The 18,304-nt window shown below is 44.6% G+C and carries 16 protein-coding genes; 9 read left to right on the top strand and 7 right to left on the bottom strand.

What is annotated here, in order from left to right:
* Positions 1-20: 20 nt before the first annotated feature.
* The 5 genes from ntrX to dusB all read right to left on the bottom strand — a co-directional run bounded on the left by ntrX (position 21) and on the right by dusB (position 7,259).
* A complete protein-coding gene (gene ntrX, locus ACFQS8_RS02810) occupies positions 21-1,394 on the bottom strand; it encodes a nitrogen assimilation response regulator NtrX (protein WP_382165502.1) in 1,374 nt (457 codons plus the stop codon).
* Complete coding sequence (locus ACFQS8_RS02805; RefSeq protein ID WP_382165500.1) at positions 1,394-3,616, bottom strand: sensor histidine kinase NtrY-like; 2,223 nt, start codon at positions 3,614-3,616, stop codon at positions 1,394-1,396. Before ACFQS8_RS02805 ends, ntrX begins: the two co-directional genes overlap by 1 nt.
* Before the next feature lie 124 nt (positions 3,617-3,740).
* Positions 3,741-5,159 (bottom strand): sigma 54-interacting transcriptional regulator, encoded by a 1,419-nt coding sequence (locus tag ACFQS8_RS02800; RefSeq protein WP_382165498.1) that lies wholly within the window; start codon positions 5,157-5,159, stop codon positions 3,741-3,743.
* A gap of 13 nt (positions 5,160-5,172) precedes the next feature.
* Entirely contained in the window at positions 5,173-6,249 is a 1,077-nt protein-coding gene (locus ACFQS8_RS02795) for a two-component system sensor histidine kinase NtrB (protein WP_382165496.1), read from the bottom strand.
* A complete protein-coding gene (gene dusB / locus ACFQS8_RS02790; RefSeq protein ID WP_382165495.1) occupies positions 6,246-7,259 on the bottom strand; it encodes a tRNA dihydrouridine synthase DusB in 1,014 nt (337 codons plus the stop codon). The genes ACFQS8_RS02795 and dusB overlap by 4 nt, the downstream gene beginning before the upstream one ends.
* Before the next feature lie 113 nt (positions 7,260-7,372).
* Here dusB and ACFQS8_RS02785 point away from each other — a divergent pair, with 113 nt between their 5' ends.
* Positions 7,373-8,539, top strand: coding sequence for a bifunctional 2-C-methyl-D-erythritol 4-phosphate cytidylyltransferase/2-C-methyl-D-erythritol 2,4-cyclodiphosphate synthase (locus ACFQS8_RS02785; RefSeq protein ID WP_382165493.1), 1,167 nt, complete (start codon positions 7,373-7,375; stop codon positions 8,537-8,539).
* 34 nt (positions 8,540-8,573) lie between these two features.
* Positions 8,574-9,065 carry a CinA family protein gene (locus ACFQS8_RS02780; RefSeq protein ID WP_382165492.1) on the top strand — a complete coding sequence of 164 codons (492 nt, stop codon included), beginning with the start codon at positions 8,574-8,576 and terminating at the stop codon, positions 9,063-9,065.
* 12 nt (positions 9,066-9,077) lie between these two features.
* Here ACFQS8_RS02780 and ACFQS8_RS02775 read toward each other — a convergent pair whose 3' ends face one another.
* Complete coding sequence (locus ACFQS8_RS02775) at positions 9,078-9,521, bottom strand: type II toxin-antitoxin system RatA family toxin (protein ID WP_382165490.1); 444 nt, start codon at positions 9,519-9,521, stop codon at positions 9,078-9,080.
* Between the two features lie 6 nt (positions 9,522-9,527).
* Entirely contained in the window at positions 9,528-10,499 is a 972-nt protein-coding gene (gene lipA / locus ACFQS8_RS02770; RefSeq protein WP_382165488.1) for a lipoyl synthase, read from the bottom strand.
* A 137-nt stretch (positions 10,500-10,636) separates the two neighbouring features.
* On the opposite strand from lipA, the gene ACFQS8_RS02765 reads away from it, so the two are divergent.
* The 7 genes from ACFQS8_RS02765 to ACFQS8_RS02735 all read left to right on the top strand — a co-directional run bounded on the left by ACFQS8_RS02765 (position 10,637) and on the right by ACFQS8_RS02735 (position 18,233).
* A complete protein-coding gene (locus tag ACFQS8_RS02765; RefSeq protein ID WP_382165487.1) occupies positions 10,637-12,214 on the top strand; it encodes an AMP-binding protein in 1,578 nt (525 codons plus the stop codon).
* A 650-nt stretch (positions 12,215-12,864) separates the two neighbouring features.
* A complete protein-coding gene (gene ccoN / locus ACFQS8_RS02760; RefSeq protein ID WP_382166574.1) occupies positions 12,865-14,442 on the top strand; it encodes a cytochrome-c oxidase, cbb3-type subunit I in 1,578 nt (525 codons plus the stop codon).
* A gap of 11 nt (positions 14,443-14,453) precedes the next feature.
* Positions 14,454-15,212 carry a cytochrome-c oxidase, cbb3-type subunit II gene (ccoO, locus tag ACFQS8_RS02755; RefSeq protein WP_382165486.1) on the top strand — a complete coding sequence of 253 codons (759 nt, stop codon included), beginning with the start codon at positions 14,454-14,456 and terminating at the stop codon, positions 15,210-15,212.
* Between the two features lie 5 nt (positions 15,213-15,217).
* Entirely contained in the window at positions 15,218-15,385 is a 168-nt protein-coding gene (locus ACFQS8_RS02750; protein ID WP_382165484.1) for a cbb3-type cytochrome c oxidase subunit 3, read from the top strand.
* A complete protein-coding gene (gene ccoP, locus ACFQS8_RS02745; RefSeq protein WP_382165482.1) occupies positions 15,375-16,262 on the top strand; it encodes a cytochrome-c oxidase, cbb3-type subunit III in 888 nt (295 codons plus the stop codon). The genes ACFQS8_RS02750 and ccoP overlap by 11 nt, the downstream gene beginning before the upstream one ends.
* A gap of 23 nt (positions 16,263-16,285) precedes the next feature.
* The gene (gene ccoG, locus ACFQS8_RS02740; protein WP_382165480.1) at positions 16,286-17,731 is read left to right on the top strand and encodes a cytochrome c oxidase accessory protein CcoG; all 1,446 of its coding nucleotides are present in this window, start codon (positions 16,286-16,288) and stop codon (positions 17,729-17,731) included.
* Positions 17,724-18,233, top strand: coding sequence for a FixH family protein (locus tag ACFQS8_RS02735; RefSeq protein WP_382165478.1), 510 nt, complete (start codon positions 17,724-17,726; stop codon positions 18,231-18,233). The genes ccoG and ACFQS8_RS02735 overlap by 8 nt, the downstream gene beginning before the upstream one ends.
* Positions 18,234-18,304: the final 71 nt, after the last annotated feature.

The raw sequence follows: 18,304 nt of genomic DNA, 5'->3' as shown, positions 1-18,304 counted from the left end.
TAGACTCCAAACACTTTTGCTTATGTCTTATCAGAGGATGTATCTACACCCAAAGCTTTAAGCTTACGATGCAAAGCTGATCTTTCCATGCCGATAAAACTAGCTGTTCTGGAAATATTTCCACCAAATCTAGTGATTTGAAGTGTTAAATACTCTCTCTCAAATTTTTCTCTAGCGTCTCGAAGTGGAAGAGATATTGTATCCATTGAGGCAGTGTTGTTTCCTTCGGAATCTCGCTCTAAAGGAAGGTGGTCGGGTAAGATTTTTTGCGATACATCACCGCTCGCAAGTATCAAAACACGTTCGACAACGTTTCTAAGTTGGCGAACATTTCCTGGCCAATCTGATGATTGCAATACAGCGAGAGCTTCTTCTGAAAACACACGTATAGGGAGACCGGAAGATTCACCAATCAGACGAGTAAAATACTTTGTTAGAGCAGCTATATCCTCGCGTCGACTTTCCAAAGCTGGAACGACGATTGGCACGACACTTAAACGGTAATAGAGATCTTCCCTAAAACGGCCTGAAGCAATCTCTTCCTGAAGGTTTCTTGCCGTGGACGAAATAACTCGAACATCCACATGAACATCTGAATTTCCATTTACGCGTTTGAAGCGCTGGTCGATTAAGACGCGAAGAATTTTTGATTGCGTACCAGATGGCATGTCTGCCACTTCATCCAGTAGCAAAGTTCCATTGTGCGCTTGCTCGAATAGGCCGATTTTTCTTGGTCGCCCATCAAGATCCTCCTCTCCAAACAATTCGGATTCCATACGCTCGGGAGCAATCGTTGCCGCACTGACAACGACGAAGGGACCATCATTCCTCGCTGAATGACTGTGTATCAATCGAGCAACAAGCTCTTTTCCAACGCCAGGAGGTCCTGAAATCAACACTCGGCTATTTGCCGGTGAAACTTTAGCAATCGCAGCGCGAAGTTGTTGAGTTGCATGGCTATCACCTATCAATTCATCGCTCGATGCTACTTGCATTTTCAGTCGAGAGTTCTCCCGACGTAGCTCGGATGCTTCTAATGCACGCTGAACAAGCACCAACAATTTATCGGAATTAAAAGGTTTTTCTAAGTAATCATAAGCACCATTCCGAATAGCAGTTACTGCTGTCTCGACAGTACCATGACCAGACATAATAATGACTGGCATATTCGGATCTAACTCCTTCAACATGGATAAGATTTCTAATCCATCAAATTCAGAGCCTTTAAGCCAAACGTCCAGAATGACGAGGTTTGGCGCACGTTCTCTCACAACATTCATCGCTTGTTTAGCATCGGCGGCGGTTCGTACCTTATAGCCTTCGTCCTCTAAGATTCCGCCTACAAGTTCGCGAATATCTGTTTCGTCATCTACGACCAAGATTTCATAAGCCATTATACTAATCCTTCATCAAAGGAACTTTGTTCCTTCTGATCTGTGTCTATTGTAAGCGGCAGGCTGATATCGACTCTAGCGCCTTTTTCTGCCTGATCATTATCCCCCAACGTAATTTCCCCACCGTGATCTTCAACAATACGAGAGACGATAGCTAACCCAAGTCCGACACCTGTTTCTCGTGTCGTCACATACGGCTCCAGCAATCGCGACCGTTCTTCCACAGGAAACCCCTGCCCTGTATCTCTTATTATTAGGAGCGCTTTGTCGTCCAAAACTTCGATAGTCAAAGTGACACTACCACTCTTAATTTCGCCTGTATTCATATGACGCTCAACTGATTCACGTGCATTTTTCACTACATTCGTTAGCGCTTGACCAAGTAATCGTTCGTCACCCGTTAGTGATATTGGCGTAGAGGGGGTTTTAGCAGTAATCGTTACTGTTGGCGCGGCCAGCCTCTGGTCGAAGGCAATTTTCTGAACAAGGTCACAAAGGTCAAATGGAGCCAAGGTTGGTTTAGGCATTCTTGCAAACGACGAAAATTCCTCGACCATTCTTCCAATATCACTCACTTGCCGCAAAATAGTATCGGTACAACTATCGAATGTATCTTTATCAACTGTAATTTGTTTCCCAAACCGCCGTCGAATACGTTCTGCTGAAAGTTGAATAGGCGTCAGAGGGTTTCTAATTTCATGTGCAATGCGCCTTGCAACATCTCTCCATGCAGCTTGTCTTTGGCCTGCCACAAGTCTTGTTGTGTCGTGAAAAGTAATTACGAAACCATCGAGTTCAGCCTCTGGAGAAATACGTACATGTATCTCTTGGACACCTTCTTCTGATGGGCGCTGTATATTAGCCCCTACTGCGTGATGCATCTCAACGGCTTTGCGAAGCGGTGATAAAAATTCAGGTGCAATTTGCTCGAGTGATACTGAATTCATGTCCTCTGGAGACAAACCTAACATTCTACTAGCAGATGCGTTTGCCAGCGTGATATTGAAAGATGAATCGACACGAACAACCCCAGCTTCCACCCCACTCAACACCGTTTCAATGAATTCAGACCTAGTTTCCGCTTCTATTCTAGCTGAATCAAGGTCGCGTCTTTGGCGCGACAATCTCATTGTCATTTGGTTGAAGGCTTGGGATAGGTCATCTATCTCATCCCGCCCTTTAGGACGCTCTAACCGAACTGAAAGATCCCCATCCCTGACAGCCCGGGCAGCAGCGGCTAAGTCACCAATTGGTTTTGCAATTAGTCCAGCAGCATACATCCCTAACCATGCTGTACCCAGAAGAATAAGCAATGCAGACTCAATATATGAAAGCACGAATACCGTTCTCAGCTCATTTTTTCGAGCATCTGCGCCCCGATACTCCATAAAAGCGGCTTGCGCTGCGCGTAACTGCTCTGAGATTTCCTTACGACCTTGGCTAGCACCGTACAGATAGACACCATCATACGCTGGAAGGCGCATCATGGCACGCACCAACAAGCTGTCAGAAACCTCAACCGAAACTTGACCATTTTGAGCAGCTAGCCAATTCATTTCTGACATCTGCGCAAATGGAGGTGAGTTTTCGCTATTGACCGCATATTTTATATTTCTATCTGAATCAAACACGTAAAGCGTTGGTAAGCTCCTAAGTCCTGACTCTAATTCTAAAAATTCCTGATATCGTTGTGGGTCGTCAGTGTAGGCCTGTACTTCTGCGGTACCATTCAAATCGGATGCTGCTTCTCTGAGGTTTTTGATAACCTCCTGCACAACAGCACTTTCAGCGGCTTTTGCTGCTTCTGATGATATTTCAATTACTGCGGAAACGCGCCCAGAAAACCAATTCTCAACACTCCGGTTAATCAATGTTCCCAATAGGGCTGCGATAATCGTTGGCACCATCGCAGCAAGACCAAATAGTGCGATAATCCGCAAACGAAGACGTGCCCCGCCCTGTGTGCTCTGGTTCTCTTTAAAAAGACGGTAAATACGGGCTGTCAGCGCCGCAGCGAGCACTAAGATAATGAGCAAATTACCAACAAGTAGCCATGTCATCATGGGGCTGCCTGCTGTGGACGTGTTGCCGACATCAGCTACTGACAAATATGTAGCAAACGTTGCCACGATAGCAGCGACAGCAAATAGCCCCCGTAACACTGCTGTCCCTATAGGACCAAAGTTGGTGGGCGGTTTTAGCTTTATAGTTGGTGTTCGCATGAAGCGTTCAGTACTCTACCTGTAGCAAAAGAGGCACACTGATACATAAACGCAACACGCGGTTTCGTAAATAGAAAAATGTAACGACAATGAAAGTACAGGTAGAGTGTGGAAGTTTGAGTTACTATTCTTCGTCTGATAGTCCTAAACTATTAATTTTAGATCTTAGCGTGTTTCTATTTAGGCCTAATAAAGCCGCTGCGCGTACCTTATTTCCATTCGTTGCCGCCAAAGCTAGTTTCAATAAAGGCCGCTCAACCTGCTCAATGACATTGGGGTACACAGTTCCGTCCGCATCTCCTGCCAAACTGAGCCTTGCCATAAAGTGACGCGCCAATAACGCTTCAACTTCAGCCTCAAATGCATCCGTCTCTTTAGCCTGCTTCACGCCTGAGCGCATTTCGCGTTCAATTTCTCTGGCCGAAATGACTGGTTCTGGGCTCAACGCAGCAAGTCTGCGAATTAGGTTCTCTAGCTCACGAACATTTCCTGGCCAGTCATAGGCTGTAAGCAAATCAAAAGCTGATTTATCCAACTGCTTTTCCGGCAAACCTTCACGTTTAGCTCTTACGAGGAAAGCAGAAGCTAGCTCCAACACATCTTCTTTACGCTCTCTCAGCGGCGGTAAAGATAATGATACGACATTCAAACGATAGTACAGGTCTTCTCTAAATAAGCCCTGCTCAACTAATGTTCTTAAATCGTGCTTAGTAGAGGCGACTATTCTCACATCAGATTGGCGAACCGGTCCGCCGCCGTGGGAAGAATACTGACCATCTTGAAGGAAACGCAAAAGTCTTGTTTGCGCCTCTAGCGGCATATCTCCCACTTCATCAAGGTACAAAGTTCCCCCATTTGCTTCACCTACGCGCCCCGAGGTAGATGCGCCATTTTCATTCGCTACGCCAAACAAATCCGCCTCGACCTGCTCCTTTTGTAGCGCAGCAAGACTTACAGCAACAAAGGGCCCATTCTTTCTTTTCCCCAAATCATGGACAGCACTTGCGCATAGATCTTTTCCAGTCCCGCTCTCCCCCTCAATAAGAACCGTCAAGTCTGTATTCATAACTCGCGCAATAACGCGATACACATTCTGCATTGGCGTTGAGCGACCTATTAGTGGTAAAGCTTCGTCTTTTTCAGCTTTACGACTTGCCGGCTCAATACCCTTAATCGATCGTTTTTGCAGCGCTCGTTTTACAGATACCGCTAAAGCATCAATATCAAATGGCTTGGGCATATAGTCATACACGCCATGATCTGCGGCCATTGTAGCAGTAAGAACGGTGCTTTGCCCACTTATAACAATGATGGGAAGTTCTGGGCGGGCTTGACGTATTTTGGGCATTAGATCGAATATCGATTCATCCGGCATATACACATCAGTGATGAGAAGGTCACCTTCCCCCGCCTCAATCCACTTCCACAAAGTTGAGGCTGTGTTTGTAGACCGCACATGGTAGCCCTCTTGGGCTAAAGTTTGGCTAATCACCAAACGTACACTTGAATCGTCATCTGCAACTAATATTGTAGGGCCACTCACGGGATCAATGCCTCTATATCTTTGTTTTTGAGATTGGAAGAAGAAGTTTAAAACAGGCACCTGCAGGTGAATTGTCTAGTTCTACAAATCCCCCGTGTGCTGAAATGATCTCCGCAACGACAGTGAGACCAATACCTTCTCCGGCTTGTTTTGTTGTAAAAAATGGCGTGAATATTTTATCTGCAACAGCTTTTGGTACACCTGGCCCATTATCTTTAATAGACACTTCAATTGCGCCTGAGCGTGTTGGCTTCACACCTTTAATATGACGCATGCTAACACCTGCACGGTATCTTGTTTCTATATGAATGTGCCCATCAGTTCGGCTATCTCCTATAGCTTCGGCGGCATTCTTCACAAGATTCAAGCAGGCTTCGTGAATGTGATCTGGGTCCGCATAAACATCCGGGAGAGAAGGATCAAACCGGAAACTTATTTTGATGTCAGAAGCAAAACTTGCGGAGGACATTTCTATTATTCGATCTAACACTTCATGCACATTTGACATCACAGGGCGCGGTTTGAAAAATGTTTCAAAAGCAGCGAAACGATCTACTAGGCGCCCAATTCGCGCACCCTCTTCACGAATAAGCGTTAACATTGCCTGCTGATCATCTCTCGCCTGACGCGCAAGCAATTGTGCCGCCCCAACAATTCCAGCCAATGGATTTTTAACTTCATGCCCAAGAATACGAGCAACTTCCGCCATAGCTGCAGATTGGCTCTTGGTATCATGATCAGCTTGGTTGCCTGATGGCATAAGGCTCACCACGATTAAATCTTCACCATGCGTTATAGCAGCTGTCGCATCTACATTTACTGGGCTTATATATGGCCCAGACAGCACTATATTTCTCGCGAAAACAGACCCACCTACACGCTTAGATCTATCGAGTAGATCAATTATCGGAGAATCAGGTGCTGTAAGCTGACTTAGAGCTGCCCCCTTTAAAAGCGCTAGACTCTGGCATAATAGCGTTTCGGCCATTGGGTTAGCGTATTCAATCGTATTCTCTTCAGTTACACTAAAAACGGCAACAGGTAGAGTATCAAGTATTTGGTCCGAGAGAGTATGTTTTGTCATCTTCATTGGGCAGATTTCAGCAATTCTTTTGATATTGGTGTTGCTTGTAGGAAAGAAATGTCTCGCTTTAATTCGACACCATCACTTATCCGGCACAATCTTCCTCGTAAGTCCTTCCTATCCATCGATGACATTTTTAGTTCTGGGGTCATGTCGATAAAAGCTGCTAAGTGTTTTCTAAACACTCGCACCCCTAAACGTTCACCGTACAACTCAATGCTATCGCTAAGTTGTTGAGATAAAGAATCTAACTTTTCCTGCCACGATGGAGCCGTATAAGGCTTATTTGCAATTTGAGCCGCAATCTCACCCAACAACCAAGGACGTCCCATGGCAGCGCGACCTATCATTACGCCATCCGCACCCGACTCCAATTTGGCCAATTGCGCAGATCTAGCGTCAATAATATCACCATTGACTATGACGGGCAGATTGCATGCTTCCTTTACGAAACGCACTTTGCTCCAATTAGCAATACCTTCGTAAAACTGGCAGCGTGTTCGCCCATGAACGGTAAGAAGTTGCACTCCCTCTTCTTCGCATATTTGTGCCAACTCCGGAGAATTTAAGCTGTCATCATCCCAGCCTAAACGCATTTTTACGCTAACAGGCTTTTGACCTCCTTCTCGTGTAGCCACTATCAACTTTCGCGCGAGGTCCAGATCTCTCATTAACGCAGAACCAGACTGCCCTCCAGTCACTTGCCGAGATGGGCATCCCATATTTATGTCAATGACATCCGCACCAGAATCAGCTGATATTTTAGCAGCCTCGAACATCCAATCAGGATCTCGTCCGGCCAATTGAACGACAAATGGGTATGTATCTTCCGGTTTTGATATTCTCCACATCATATCTTGGCGACCTGTCGCAAGTTCTGATCCAGCGATCATTTCTGTAACAACGACCGGAGCGCCATATTTAGAAGCTTGGCGACGAAAAGGCGCATCAGTTGCACCTGACATGGGTGCCAAAAACACAGGAACCTCTATATGTACATCACCAAGAGAAATCATTCTACACACCACACTGAGATGTTCGCCCAATTTTTGAGCACTTTATACATGATATGTAATGAATCAAGCGCACAAACATTGCTCTAGTGATTAAGAAAGAGGCAGTAGCAAAGATGACACAATACGCAGCAATCATTGTCGCTGCTGGCATAGGGCAGCGGGCTGGACTTTCCAGCCCCAAACAATTCGCCGAACTTAATGGGCAAGCAGTTATAGACTGGAGCCTTAAATCATTTGCAAAATCAGGCATTTTTGAAAAAACGATCGTTGTTTTATCCCCAACTCGCATGGAATATGGAGATCTACTGCTTGAGCGTTTTCCAAATATAATTATCGTTGAAGGCGGATCTGAGCGTGCTGATAGCGTTAGAAACGCCCTTGACTATTTAAACAAATCCGATCCACCGGATTTTGTGTTCATTCATGATGCGGCTAGACCCGGCCTTTCTCAAACAGTTATAAACCGATTGCTAACCGCTTTAGAAGATTGTGACGGCGCAGCCCCTTTTCTGCCTATTATCGATGCAGTGAAGGTCGTTGAAAGAGACAACGAATTAAGGAATGTAGATCGATCTACGCTTCATCGCATTCAAACGCCTCAAGCTTTTAGATTTTCAGCGATTTTCGATGCGAACAACGGTAAAAACATTAGTTTTGTTGATGATCTTGAAGCTGTTCAATCTATAGGTATGAAAATCAAATTGGTTGAGGGTGAAACTCAACTTATGAAGATCACTCTCCCAGAGGATTTTAAGATCGTATCCAGCCTCCTACCAAACGAAGAGGACACCCCCATCGCTTTCCCAAGAATTGGTTCCGGCTTTGACGTTCATGCCTTTGAAAATGGAAATGGCGTTACCTTATGCGGTGTATTTTTACCCCATCATCAAAAACTTAAAGGCCACTCAGATGCAGACGTCGCCTGGCACGCAATAACAGATGCTATTTATGGTGCGCTTGCGGCAGGAGACATCGGCACCCATTTTCCACCAACTGATCCACAATGGAAAGGGACAAATTCCGCTGTTTTTCTTGCACACGCTTCCCAGTTGGTTGCCAGTAAAGGGTTTCAAATAGCAAATGTAGACTTAACAATTATATGTGAGTCACCCAAAATAAAGCCACACGCCGATGCTATGCAAAAAATAACCGCCGACATTCTAAAAATTGACGTAGACCAAGTAAGTATCAAAGCAACCACGACAGAACTATTAGGTTTCACAGGCCGCAAGGAAGGTATCGCCGCACAAGCCAGTGTTTTACTAATGCCATTGGTATAGTTGCCTATATTAAAATCAATTTGAGGACAGCCTAATGTTTGACGATCAACTAATGGAGATTGCGCGACAATTATTGAACACCGCGCAAACGAATAGGTTAAAACTCGTAACAGCTGAAAGCTGTACAGGTGGTCTTTTAGCTGGACTGATCACAGAAATACCAGGATCTTCACAAACCCTAGACAGAGGGTTTGTAGTGTACACAAATCGCGCAAAGCAGGACATGCTTGGTGTTTCAGGGGATATTCTCGCCGATTTCGGAGCTGTATCCGAACCTACCGCAATTGCAATGGCCGAAGGTGCGCTCGCCCACTCTCGCGCCGATCTTGCAGTGTCCATCACTGGTATTGCCGGCCCCGGCGGACAAACCCCAATGAAGCCCGTCGGTTTAGTACATATTGCCGCCATCCGTCGTGATAGAGAAATCCTTCAGGAAGCATACAATTTCGGAAATATTGGACGCTCAAACGTTAGACGAAAATCAATAATTCATGCCATAGGCATGTTAATGCAGTTGATGAAATAATGGAAAAACTACCTATCCATATCTTCTTCTTGCTTCTTGGAGAAACACATCCATAAGTTTGGATACCGCGCGATCAAAGTTAGCCTTCATCAACGCATGAAGTACAAAATTGGAAAATTCAAAATTGATACTGAACTTTATTTCACAACCATCAGGATGGTCGTAAAAACTCCACGCATTTTGAAGGTATTTGAACGGCCCCTTAACTAATTCAACGTTCACGCTTTTATTTAAGGGACGCGATATTATATCTGTCGTGAATTTTTCTGAGAACCCTTTAAAACCCACAGCAGCAGTCGCACGCGCGCTCCAACTATCAGTGCTTTCTTCTTCGCTTTCAATCCGAAGTGACCTCATCCAAGGAATGAAATCAGGATAAGAGCGCACATCGGAAACAAGTTCTAGCATCTGCTCGGGCCTAAACGGCACGACAATTGATTTGTTGACTAAAGACATGAAAGTTTATCTAGCGTTCTTTGCTTCTCGTGCCGCCTTCAACTTAGCGAAATCTTCTCCTGCATGGTAGGAAGAGCGCGTTAGAGGACTAGCAGAAACCATCAAAAACCCCTTAGAACGTGCAATGGTCTCGTACATCTGGAATTCTTCAGGTGTTACATATCGATCTATAGCTGCGTGCTTACGGGTTGGTTGCAAGTATTGCCCAATGGTTAGGAAATCTATGCCGGCAGAACGCATATCATCCATCACCTGCATCACTTCTTCTTTGCTTTCTCCAAGCCCGACCATAATCCCTGACTTTGTAAACTGGTTGGGATCACGTTGCTTTACCTGATCAAGTAACTTTAATGAGTGATAATAGCGAGAACCTGGGCGAATGGTGAGGTATAAGCGCGGGACTGTCTCTAAATTGTGATTGAACACATCAGGTTTAGCGTCGATAACGATATCTGCGGCTTCCCCTTTTCTTAAGAAATCAGGGGTCAGTATCTCGATTGTAGCATTTGGTGCCTGCTCTCGAATGGATCGAATCGTTTGCGCAAAATGTTCAGCACCGCCATCTTTTAGATCGTCACGATCCACAGAAGTGATAACCACATGCTCCAGCCCCATTTGAGCAACGGCTTCTCCTACGCGGCGAGGCTCATCTGAATCTAGAGGATTAGGCATACCTGTTCTAACGTTACAAAAAGCACAGGCGCGGGTACAGGTGTCCCCCATAATCATCATGGTTGCGTGTTTTTTTGTCCAACACTCACCGATGTTAGGACATCCGGCCTCCTGACATACTGTCGTCAATTTGCCTTCAGTCATTATTTTTTGAGTTGCAGCAAATTGGGCTCCCATTGGAGCTTTAACTCGAATCCAGTCTGGCTTAGCCAACACAGGCGTATCCGGACGTTTCTGCTTTTCTGGGTGGCGCACGTCAGGTTTAGAAGCGCGACGACCTTCAAGTGTGTTGAATAATTCTGTCATAGTCCGAAAATGCTCCTGAAAGATTCAGATATCAAGGTTAAAAGCTGTAAAGGGGTTGATTACAAGAGGAAGTTTTTCCAATTTGTTTCGTCACAGCGTCATTTAGCTTATTAAATAGCGACCAACCGGAGTAGATTATGTCTGAATTCGAGACTTATTTTGATGTCGCTAAAGCTCAAAAAAATGTGTTCGGGGCTTTATTAGAAGCAAGAAAGAAAAGTGGCGGTAAGACCATTGCGTTGGAAGATGCAGATGGCCGCAAGCTTAGCTATGACGATTTAGTGCGCGCAAGTTTTGCACTTGGCAGCGCATTGACAAAAAACACTGACACTGAAGAAGCTATTGGGGTCATGCTACCCACAAGTGCTGGCGCGCTCATCAGTTTTTTTGCCGTAAATGCATTTGGCCGCGTGCCTGCAATGTTAAATTTCACTGCTGGGCTAAGCAATATTCAATCGGCCTGCAAGGCTGCGGGCATTAAAAAAATTGTAACCGCTACTCAGTTCATCGAGAAAGCAAATCTGGGCGATTTGCGAGATTCTTTGAATAAAGATGTAGAATTCCTTTACCTTGAAGATGTACGCGAAAATTTGTCCCTAACCGATAAAATCTACGGCGGTGCCGGCCCAATTCTTCCATCACTGTTTCGTTTTAAAGCGCATTGGGATTCCACAGCTGTTATTTTATTCACTTCCGGTACAGAGGGTGCTCCTAAAGGGGTTGCGCTCTCCCATCTTAATTTAGTTTCGAACGTGCAACAGATTCTTCAGCATGTTTCTGGGATGCTCACGAAGAACGATGTTATCTACAATCCCCTTCCTACATTCCACTGCTTTGGACTGACTGCTGGTGCGCTTATTGGGTTACTTAGTGGCATCAAAGTCGTACTTCACCCGTCCCCGCTACAGATTAAAGAAATTCCGAAAAGAATCAGCGAGACTAATGCGACTATTCTTTTTGCGACTGATACTTTTCTTAGCCAATACGCTCGCGCTTCACACAATGATGAACTGTCAAAATTGCGTTACGTTGTCTGCGGAGCGGAAAGCGTAAAGGACGAAACCCGTCAACTGGTTAAGAAAAAATTCAACATCGAAATACTTGAAGGATATGGTGCAACTGAAGCCGCCCCTGTATTAGCTGTAAACCAGCCAAATTTGAACCGATCTGGAACGGTTGGCCGACCTCTTCCAGGTGTTAAACTTCATTTTGAAGAAGTAGAAGGAATATCCGGCGCCGGCAGAATGAAGGCCAGTGGTCCAAACGTGATGAAAGGATACATCTTTGTAGACGACCCCAAAGTTATTCAACCAGTAGAAGATATGTGGCATGATACTGGAGATGTTGTCAGCCAAGATGAAGATGGATCACTCACCATAAGAGGAAGGCTGAAACGTTTTGCTAAAATTGGTGGTGAGATGGTGTCACTAGCTGTCGTTGAAAATTGCGCCAAATCCATTTGGCCGGATTTTGAGCATGCGGCTGCGGTATTGCCAGATGATCGCAAAGGCGAGCAAATCATTTTACTGACAACCACACCACAAGCTGAACGTATGGATATGTTGCATTGGCTCCAAAACCATGGGGTCAGCGAGTTATCAATGCCACGTAAATTATATTATGTAGAAGAGATCCCCCTGCTTGGCTCAGGAAAAATGGATATAGGAAAAGTTCAGGCTATTGCTGAACAAAAAGTATCAGAAAAAGAAAACTAGAAACAAAACCTCAGATACACTCACCAACAACAGAGTGTACTCACCTCTTAGTAGTGTTGTAGACTGTTCGCGCCTTTCGTGGTGCCGAAGCGTACAATAATGAGCTTCCGATTGTGCCAATTAATAATACCGCTCCAGAGAAAAACATTACGCATCCCACGCAGTGAATCTCATTTGAAGACAGGAAAAAAGTGTTTGATATTTCGTTTCCTGACGAACGACACCAAGATGATTCGAATACACTTTTAACATTTCCCATGACACAATTTTGAACTACTCGTCCAATTGTTAATAGCAAACTGCCCAAAGCAATTCCTAATAAGTGCTTTTTATTCAACATACTATCATCCAAACCATTTCTAACAGATCGACTCCACCCTTTATTCCATAAAATAAATCTGGTTTTTTGTCGTTGCGACACATTGTGCCGTTGTAATAACCTTATTTTTAGTACAAGTACTTAATAGTCGGATTAATAATGTGGTTTTTCTGATCCTAAAGCTCACTCATTTTCAAGGGGCAAATCAGTGGCGAATAAACAAACAACAGCTACCAGTACGCCAGACTTTAGTGTCGTAAGTGTTGGTATATTTCTGGCCATTTTAGCCTTCATATCTTTGTTCGTAACATCAAGAGCAGTGGATTCTGGGATGGCCACCCATGCCAGCATATTTGCCTTTGCATTTATTCTTGGAGCGGTTGCACTCATCTTTTGGTATGCTGGACTAGAAAATAAAACAGCTTTTGATCCAGAAAGATATGAAGACGGCATCATTAAAGCTGGAGTAGCAGCTTCTATGTTTTGGGGCATTGCGGGCCTCTTAGTAGGCGTAATTATTGCCCTCCAACTCACATGGCCAAATCTATTTTACTTTGATGACTTTGGTTTTCTAAATTTCGGTCGACTGCGTCCCCTTCATACATCAGCGGTTATTTTTGCTTTCGGCGGAAATGTCCTTATTTCTAGTTCATTTTACGTCGTTCAACGCACTTGCCGCACGCGCCTTGCCGGCGGCGCGTGGCCTTGGTTTGTATTTTGGGGCTATCAACTTTTCATAGTTATTGCAGCAACTGGTTATCTAATGGGGATAACTCAGTCTAAGGAATACGCCGAACCTGAATGGTACGCAGACTTATGGCTAACAATCGTATGGGTTGGTTATCTATTTGTGTTTCTAGGAACGCTTTGGAAGCGCAAAGAACCGCACATCTATGTCGCCAATTGGTTTTATCTATCATTCATAGTCACAATTGCGATGCTCCATATCGTCAACAACTTGACTATACCTGTAAGCCTCTTCGGATCAAAAAGTCACATTGCGATGGCGGGAGTCCAAGATGCGTTAACCCAGTGGTGGTATGGGCACAATGCTGTTGGTTTCTTTCTGACCACAGGCTTCCTTGCCATAATGTACTACTTCATACCAAAGCGCGTAAATCGCCCTGTCTACTCTTATAGATTATCGATTGTACATTTTTGGTCATTGATATTCATCTATATCTGGGCTGGCCCACACCATTTACATTACACAGCATTACCACAATGGGCGCAGACATTAGGCATGACCTTTTCTCTAATGCTCTGGATGCCCTCCTGGGGAGGTATGATTAATGGGTTGATGACGCTTTCTGGTGCCTGGGACAAGCTAAGAACAGATCCAGTCGTTCGAATGATGGTGCTCTCATTGGCCTTTTACGGGATGTCCACATTTGAAGGTCCATTAATGTCTATTCGATCAGTGAACTCGCTATCTCACTATACAGAATGGGGAATTGGTCATGTTCATTCTGGCGCACTGGGTTGGGTCGGTTTCATATCTTTCGGTGCACTATATTGCATGACTCAATATCTATGGAAACGTGAGCGTTTATATTCCTTGGCTCTCGTGGAATGGCACTTCTGGGCCGCTACACTCGGCATAGTTTTATATATCACTTCAATGTGGGTCGCAGGCATTATGGAAGGCCTAATGTGGCGTTCATATAACGAGTTTGGATTCTTAGAGTATTCTTTCGTAGAAACCGTCGAAGCCAAACACATTGCCTACATAATACGTTCGATCGGCGGCATGCTTTATCTCGCTGGTGCAGTGATAATGTCTTATAATTTGTGGCGTACAGCCCGCGGCGATACACGAATGTCCGAGTTAGATGAATCAGAACTTGAACGTCTTCGCGCAAACCCATCCTCAACAGCCAACAGCGCTACTGCGCAACTCGCAGAATAGGAGCTGGCAATATGGCACTTTTCGACAAACACTCATTCATCGAAAAAAACTCAATTGTTTTAACTGTTGGAATCCTAGTTGTCGTCGCTATTGGCGGATTAATAGAGATTGCACCATTATTTTATCTTAAAAATACAATTGAAAAAGTTGAAGGCATGCGTCCCTACACTCCTTTGGAGTTAGCTGGCCGTAATATTTACATTAGAGAGGGATGCTATGTATGTCACTCCCAAATGATCCGACCCTTACGTGATGAAGTTGAACGTTATGGGCATTACTCATTGGCTGCGGAAAGCATGTACGACCACCCTCACCAATGGGGTTCTAAACGCACAGGCCCAGATTTAGCTAGATTAGGTGGGAAATATGCGGATTCTTGGCACATGGACCACATGAAAGACCCACGCTCCGTTGTTCCAGAATCAGTGATGCCGCCCTACGCCTTTATGATTGGTCGGCCGTTAGATTTCAAAAATATCGATGCGGATATGAAGGCACTAAAAGTCGTTGGAGTTCCCTACACGGAGGACATGATAGCCAACGCCAAAGAAGACCTGATCTCACAAACTGACCCAGACTCTGATTGGGAAGATATGGTTGCTCGCTACGAAGGGCTGGCTGGCCGGGAAGGATCTGTCACCATTCGCGCATTTGATGGTGATGTTAAAAACGTAACTGAAATGGATGCTCTCATAGCTTACATGCAAATGCTTGGTTCATTGGTAGATTTCGATACCTATGAAGCAGAAGATCTGCACAATCGGAGATAGGAACCATGAATTACAATACCCTATCCAGCTTCGCTCAAACATGGGGACTGCTTTACTTTGTTTTGATGTTTGTCATAGCGCTGGTTTATGCCCTTTGGCCCTCGAACAAGAAAACTTTCGAAGCTGCTTCACAAATCCCTCTTGAAGATCGGGAGATTTCCGATGACCGATAATAATAAGCAAAAAGACATAGACGCTCATTCAGGCGTTGAAACAACAGGACATGAGTGGGATGGGATCAAAGAGCTAAATAACCCCCTACCTCGTTGGTGGTTATATGTATGGTTTATGACGATTGCTTTCTCTCTTGTTTGGTGGGTTTTAATGCCTGCTTGGCCTGCTCCTCCTGGAGCTCAAGGTAATACTCAAGGTGTATGGAAACAATCAGATAGAACGCAAGTGAATGAAGCTGTTAACAAGCTAAAAGCTGCTCGCGTTGAAAGCGCTCAGGCCCTCTTAACAGCTTCACTTCAAGAAATCGAAAATACACCCGAGCTACAACAATTTGCTTTAGCGATGGGCGAAAGTGCATTTGGAGACAATTGTGCTACCTGCCACGGTTCGGGTGGACGGGGCGCAATCGGTTATCCAATTCTTGCTGATGATGTTTGGTTATGGGGCGGTACTCTGGATGATATCCAACATACTATCACTTACGGTATTCGGTCTTCACATGATGAAACGCGTTTTTCCCAAATGCCTGCATTCGGAAGAGATGGTTATATTAGTGAGCAAGAAATAAATGACCTCGTTCAGAAGGTTCTTTCACTAGCAGGAAAACCTTCAGACCAAGAAGCAGCATTTCGCGCTGGAGAGAACTTTGAAGTTCAATGTGCATCTTGTCACGGCTCTGACGGGACTGGAATTCGCGAGTTAGGTGCTCCCAATCTTACAGATTCAGAATGGCTGTATGGCGGCAGCGCAAATCAAATTCGTGAAACAATCTACAATGCCCGCAATAGCACCATGCCCCATTGGAACGAGCGGCTCGATGAAGCAACAATCAAAGCTTTAGCCGTATACGTTCACACCTTAGGTGGCGGTGAGTAATCAAAGAATAGCGGTAACAGCAAATGCATGAAAATGTAACGCCTCCTCCTCCAGGACAAAGTGCACTCTATAAAGCGAGAGAGCCAATCTATCCCAAAAGGGTCAAGGGAAAATTTCGGACAATTAAGTGGGGCGTTTTAGTTTTTGCGCTAGCAGTCTACTATATTCTGCCTTGGATACGTTGGGATAGAGGCCCAAACGCACCTGATCAAGCAGTACTAGCAGATTTTGCTGGAGGACGGTTCTATTTCTTTTTCCTAGAAATATGGCCACAAGAAATTTACTACATTACAGGCTTATTGATACTCGCTTCTTTAGCACTTTTTCTCGTGACTTCCTTGTTTGGTAGGGTGTGGTGTGGATATGCGTGCCCCCAAACTGTATGGACTGACCTTTTCATAGCTGTAGAGCGTTTGTTCGAAGGGGATAGGAATGCGCGCATCAAATTAGATCGTGCACCTTTATCGTTCAACAAAGCTTGGCGAAAAACCGGTAAGCACATTGTTTGGGTTTTAATAGCATTTGCCACCGGTGGCGCTCTCATACTTTATTACCATGACGCGCCTACTATTTTCGCAACATTTTTTACAGGCAGTGCACCGCCTAGTGCTTATATTTTTGCAAGCATTCTAACTTTTACAACTTATGCCCTCGCGGGTACAATGCGAGAACAGGTTTGCACCTATCTTTGCCCATGGCCAAGAATACAAGCAGCCTTAACTGATGAAGAGGCTCTAAACGTAACTTATCGCTGGGACCGAGGTGAACCAAGAGGAGCGCATAAAAAGAATGCAAGCTGGGATGGTCGAGGGGATTGCATCGATTGCAATGCTTGCGTCGTAGCATGTCCAGTTGGCGTTGATATTCGACATGGAGCTCAATTAGAGTGCATTCATTGCGCATTATGTATAGATGCGTGCGATACCATTATGGAGCGCGTCGGGCGGCCCACCGGGCTTATTGGCTACGATACCGATAAAAATGTGCAAGCACGAGCAAAAGGTCAGCCCACAGAATACAGGCTTCTGCGCCCTCGTGTTATTCTGTATTCAGTTTTAATAGTAGTTGTCAGTGCTTTGATGGTTGTTGGCCTTTCAACCCGCGCTACTTTCGAACTCAATGTAATTAAAGATCGCTCTCCTCCATTTGTTCAGCTGTCAAATGGCGATATCCGAAATGGTTACACAATTAAACTCGTCAATAAACGAGGTGTAGATCGAGAGGTAGAGCTTCGAATTTCAGGAATAAACAATGTTTCTTCCGAAATTATCGGAAATTCTGAAAACGACGACACCGTAATAATGTCAGCTGAACATGTTGATCGATTTAGAATATTACTAACCTCCCCAAAACCAGAAAAGTACGCGTCAACCCAGAAGTTACTCATAGAGGCAATAGATGTTGCAACGGGTGAGAGACAGTCCAACAGAATATTTTTTGCCATGCCAAAGGATAACGAAAATGACTAAAGAGTATTCAAAAACAAAACAGATTACTGGGTATCATGTACTTTTCATACTCTTGTCATTTTTCGCCATTGTTTTCGGTGTGAACGCATTGTTCATTACGAAAGCGATATCCAGCTTTCCTGGAGAGACAAGCAAGAAATCCTATTTACAGGGCATCAATTACAACGAAACGTTAGAAGAAAATCAAAAACAAAACCTGCTGGGATGGACAGCTCAAATTGGTGTCACCCAATCTAATTCACCCAAAACGACTAAACATTTAGTGTCTGCATTTTATGATCAGGAAAAACAGGCTCTGAGAGATTTAGATGTAACTGCACACCTTGTTCAATTTTCAAATGATCACCTTACGTTTGAAACCCAATTGTCGAAGGATTCAATTGGGAATTACAGTGCTGACCTGAAAATGATTCCTTCAGGCAGATGGAGAGTATCCCTAAAAGCAGTTTCTAATTCTGGCGAAACTTTTGTAGCGCACAAAGATATCGAAATAGTTCATTAATCTGGAGACTGCTTGAATGTCACAGACCAGCTCAAGACGAGAAGGATGCCCTTCCGGATTGGCACCTCCAG

Origin of the sequence: Hirschia litorea, from assembly GCF_042665075.1 — a bacterium.
Lineage (GTDB): Bacteria > Pseudomonadota > Alphaproteobacteria > Caulobacterales > Hyphomonadaceae > Hirschia > Hirschia litorea.
Note: the sequence above shows the minus strand (reverse complement) of the source record. Positions and strands in the feature narration are given on the sequence as shown.

Excerpts from the sequence above, each read along its gene's own strand:
- ntrX (WP_382165502.1), bottom strand. The coding sequence starts at position 1,394 with ATGGCTTATGAAATCTTGGTCGTAGATGACGAAACAGATATTCGCGAA.
- ACFQS8_RS02805 (WP_382165500.1), bottom strand. The coding sequence starts at position 3,616 with ATGCGAACACCAACTATAAAGCTAAAACCGCCCACCAACTTTGGTCCT.
- ACFQS8_RS02795 (WP_382165496.1), bottom strand. The coding sequence starts at position 6,249 with ATGAAGATGACAAAACATACTCTCTCGGACCAAATACTTGATACTCTA.
- dusB (WP_382165495.1), bottom strand. The coding sequence starts at position 7,259 with ATGATTTCTCTTGGTGATGTACATATAGAGGTTCCTGTGTTTTTGGCA.
- ACFQS8_RS02785 (WP_382165493.1), top strand. The coding sequence starts at position 7,373 with ATGACACAATACGCAGCAATCATTGTCGCTGCTGGCATAGGGCAGCGG.
- ACFQS8_RS02780 (WP_382165492.1), top strand. The coding sequence starts at position 8,574 with ATGTTTGACGATCAACTAATGGAGATTGCGCGACAATTATTGAACACC.
- ACFQS8_RS02775 (WP_382165490.1), bottom strand. The coding sequence starts at position 9,521 with ATGTCTTTAGTCAACAAATCAATTGTCGTGCCGTTTAGGCCCGAGCAG.
- lipA (WP_382165488.1), bottom strand. The coding sequence starts at position 10,499 with ATGACAGAATTATTCAACACACTTGAAGGTCGTCGCGCTTCTAAACCT.
- ACFQS8_RS02765 (WP_382165487.1), top strand. The coding sequence starts at position 10,637 with ATGTCTGAATTCGAGACTTATTTTGATGTCGCTAAAGCTCAAAAAAAT.
- ccoN (WP_382166574.1), top strand. The coding sequence starts at position 12,865 with ATGGCCACCCATGCCAGCATATTTGCCTTTGCATTTATTCTTGGAGCG.
- ccoO (WP_382165486.1), top strand. The coding sequence starts at position 14,454 with ATGGCACTTTTCGACAAACACTCATTCATCGAAAAAAACTCAATTGTT.
- ACFQS8_RS02750 (WP_382165484.1), top strand. The coding sequence starts at position 15,218 with ATGAATTACAATACCCTATCCAGCTTCGCTCAAACATGGGGACTGCTT.
- ccoP (WP_382165482.1), top strand. The coding sequence starts at position 15,375 with ATGACCGATAATAATAAGCAAAAAGACATAGACGCTCATTCAGGCGTT.
- ccoG (WP_382165480.1), top strand. The coding sequence starts at position 16,286 with ATGCATGAAAATGTAACGCCTCCTCCTCCAGGACAAAGTGCACTCTAT.
- ACFQS8_RS02735 (WP_382165478.1), top strand. The coding sequence starts at position 17,724 with ATGACTAAAGAGTATTCAAAAACAAAACAGATTACTGGGTATCATGTA.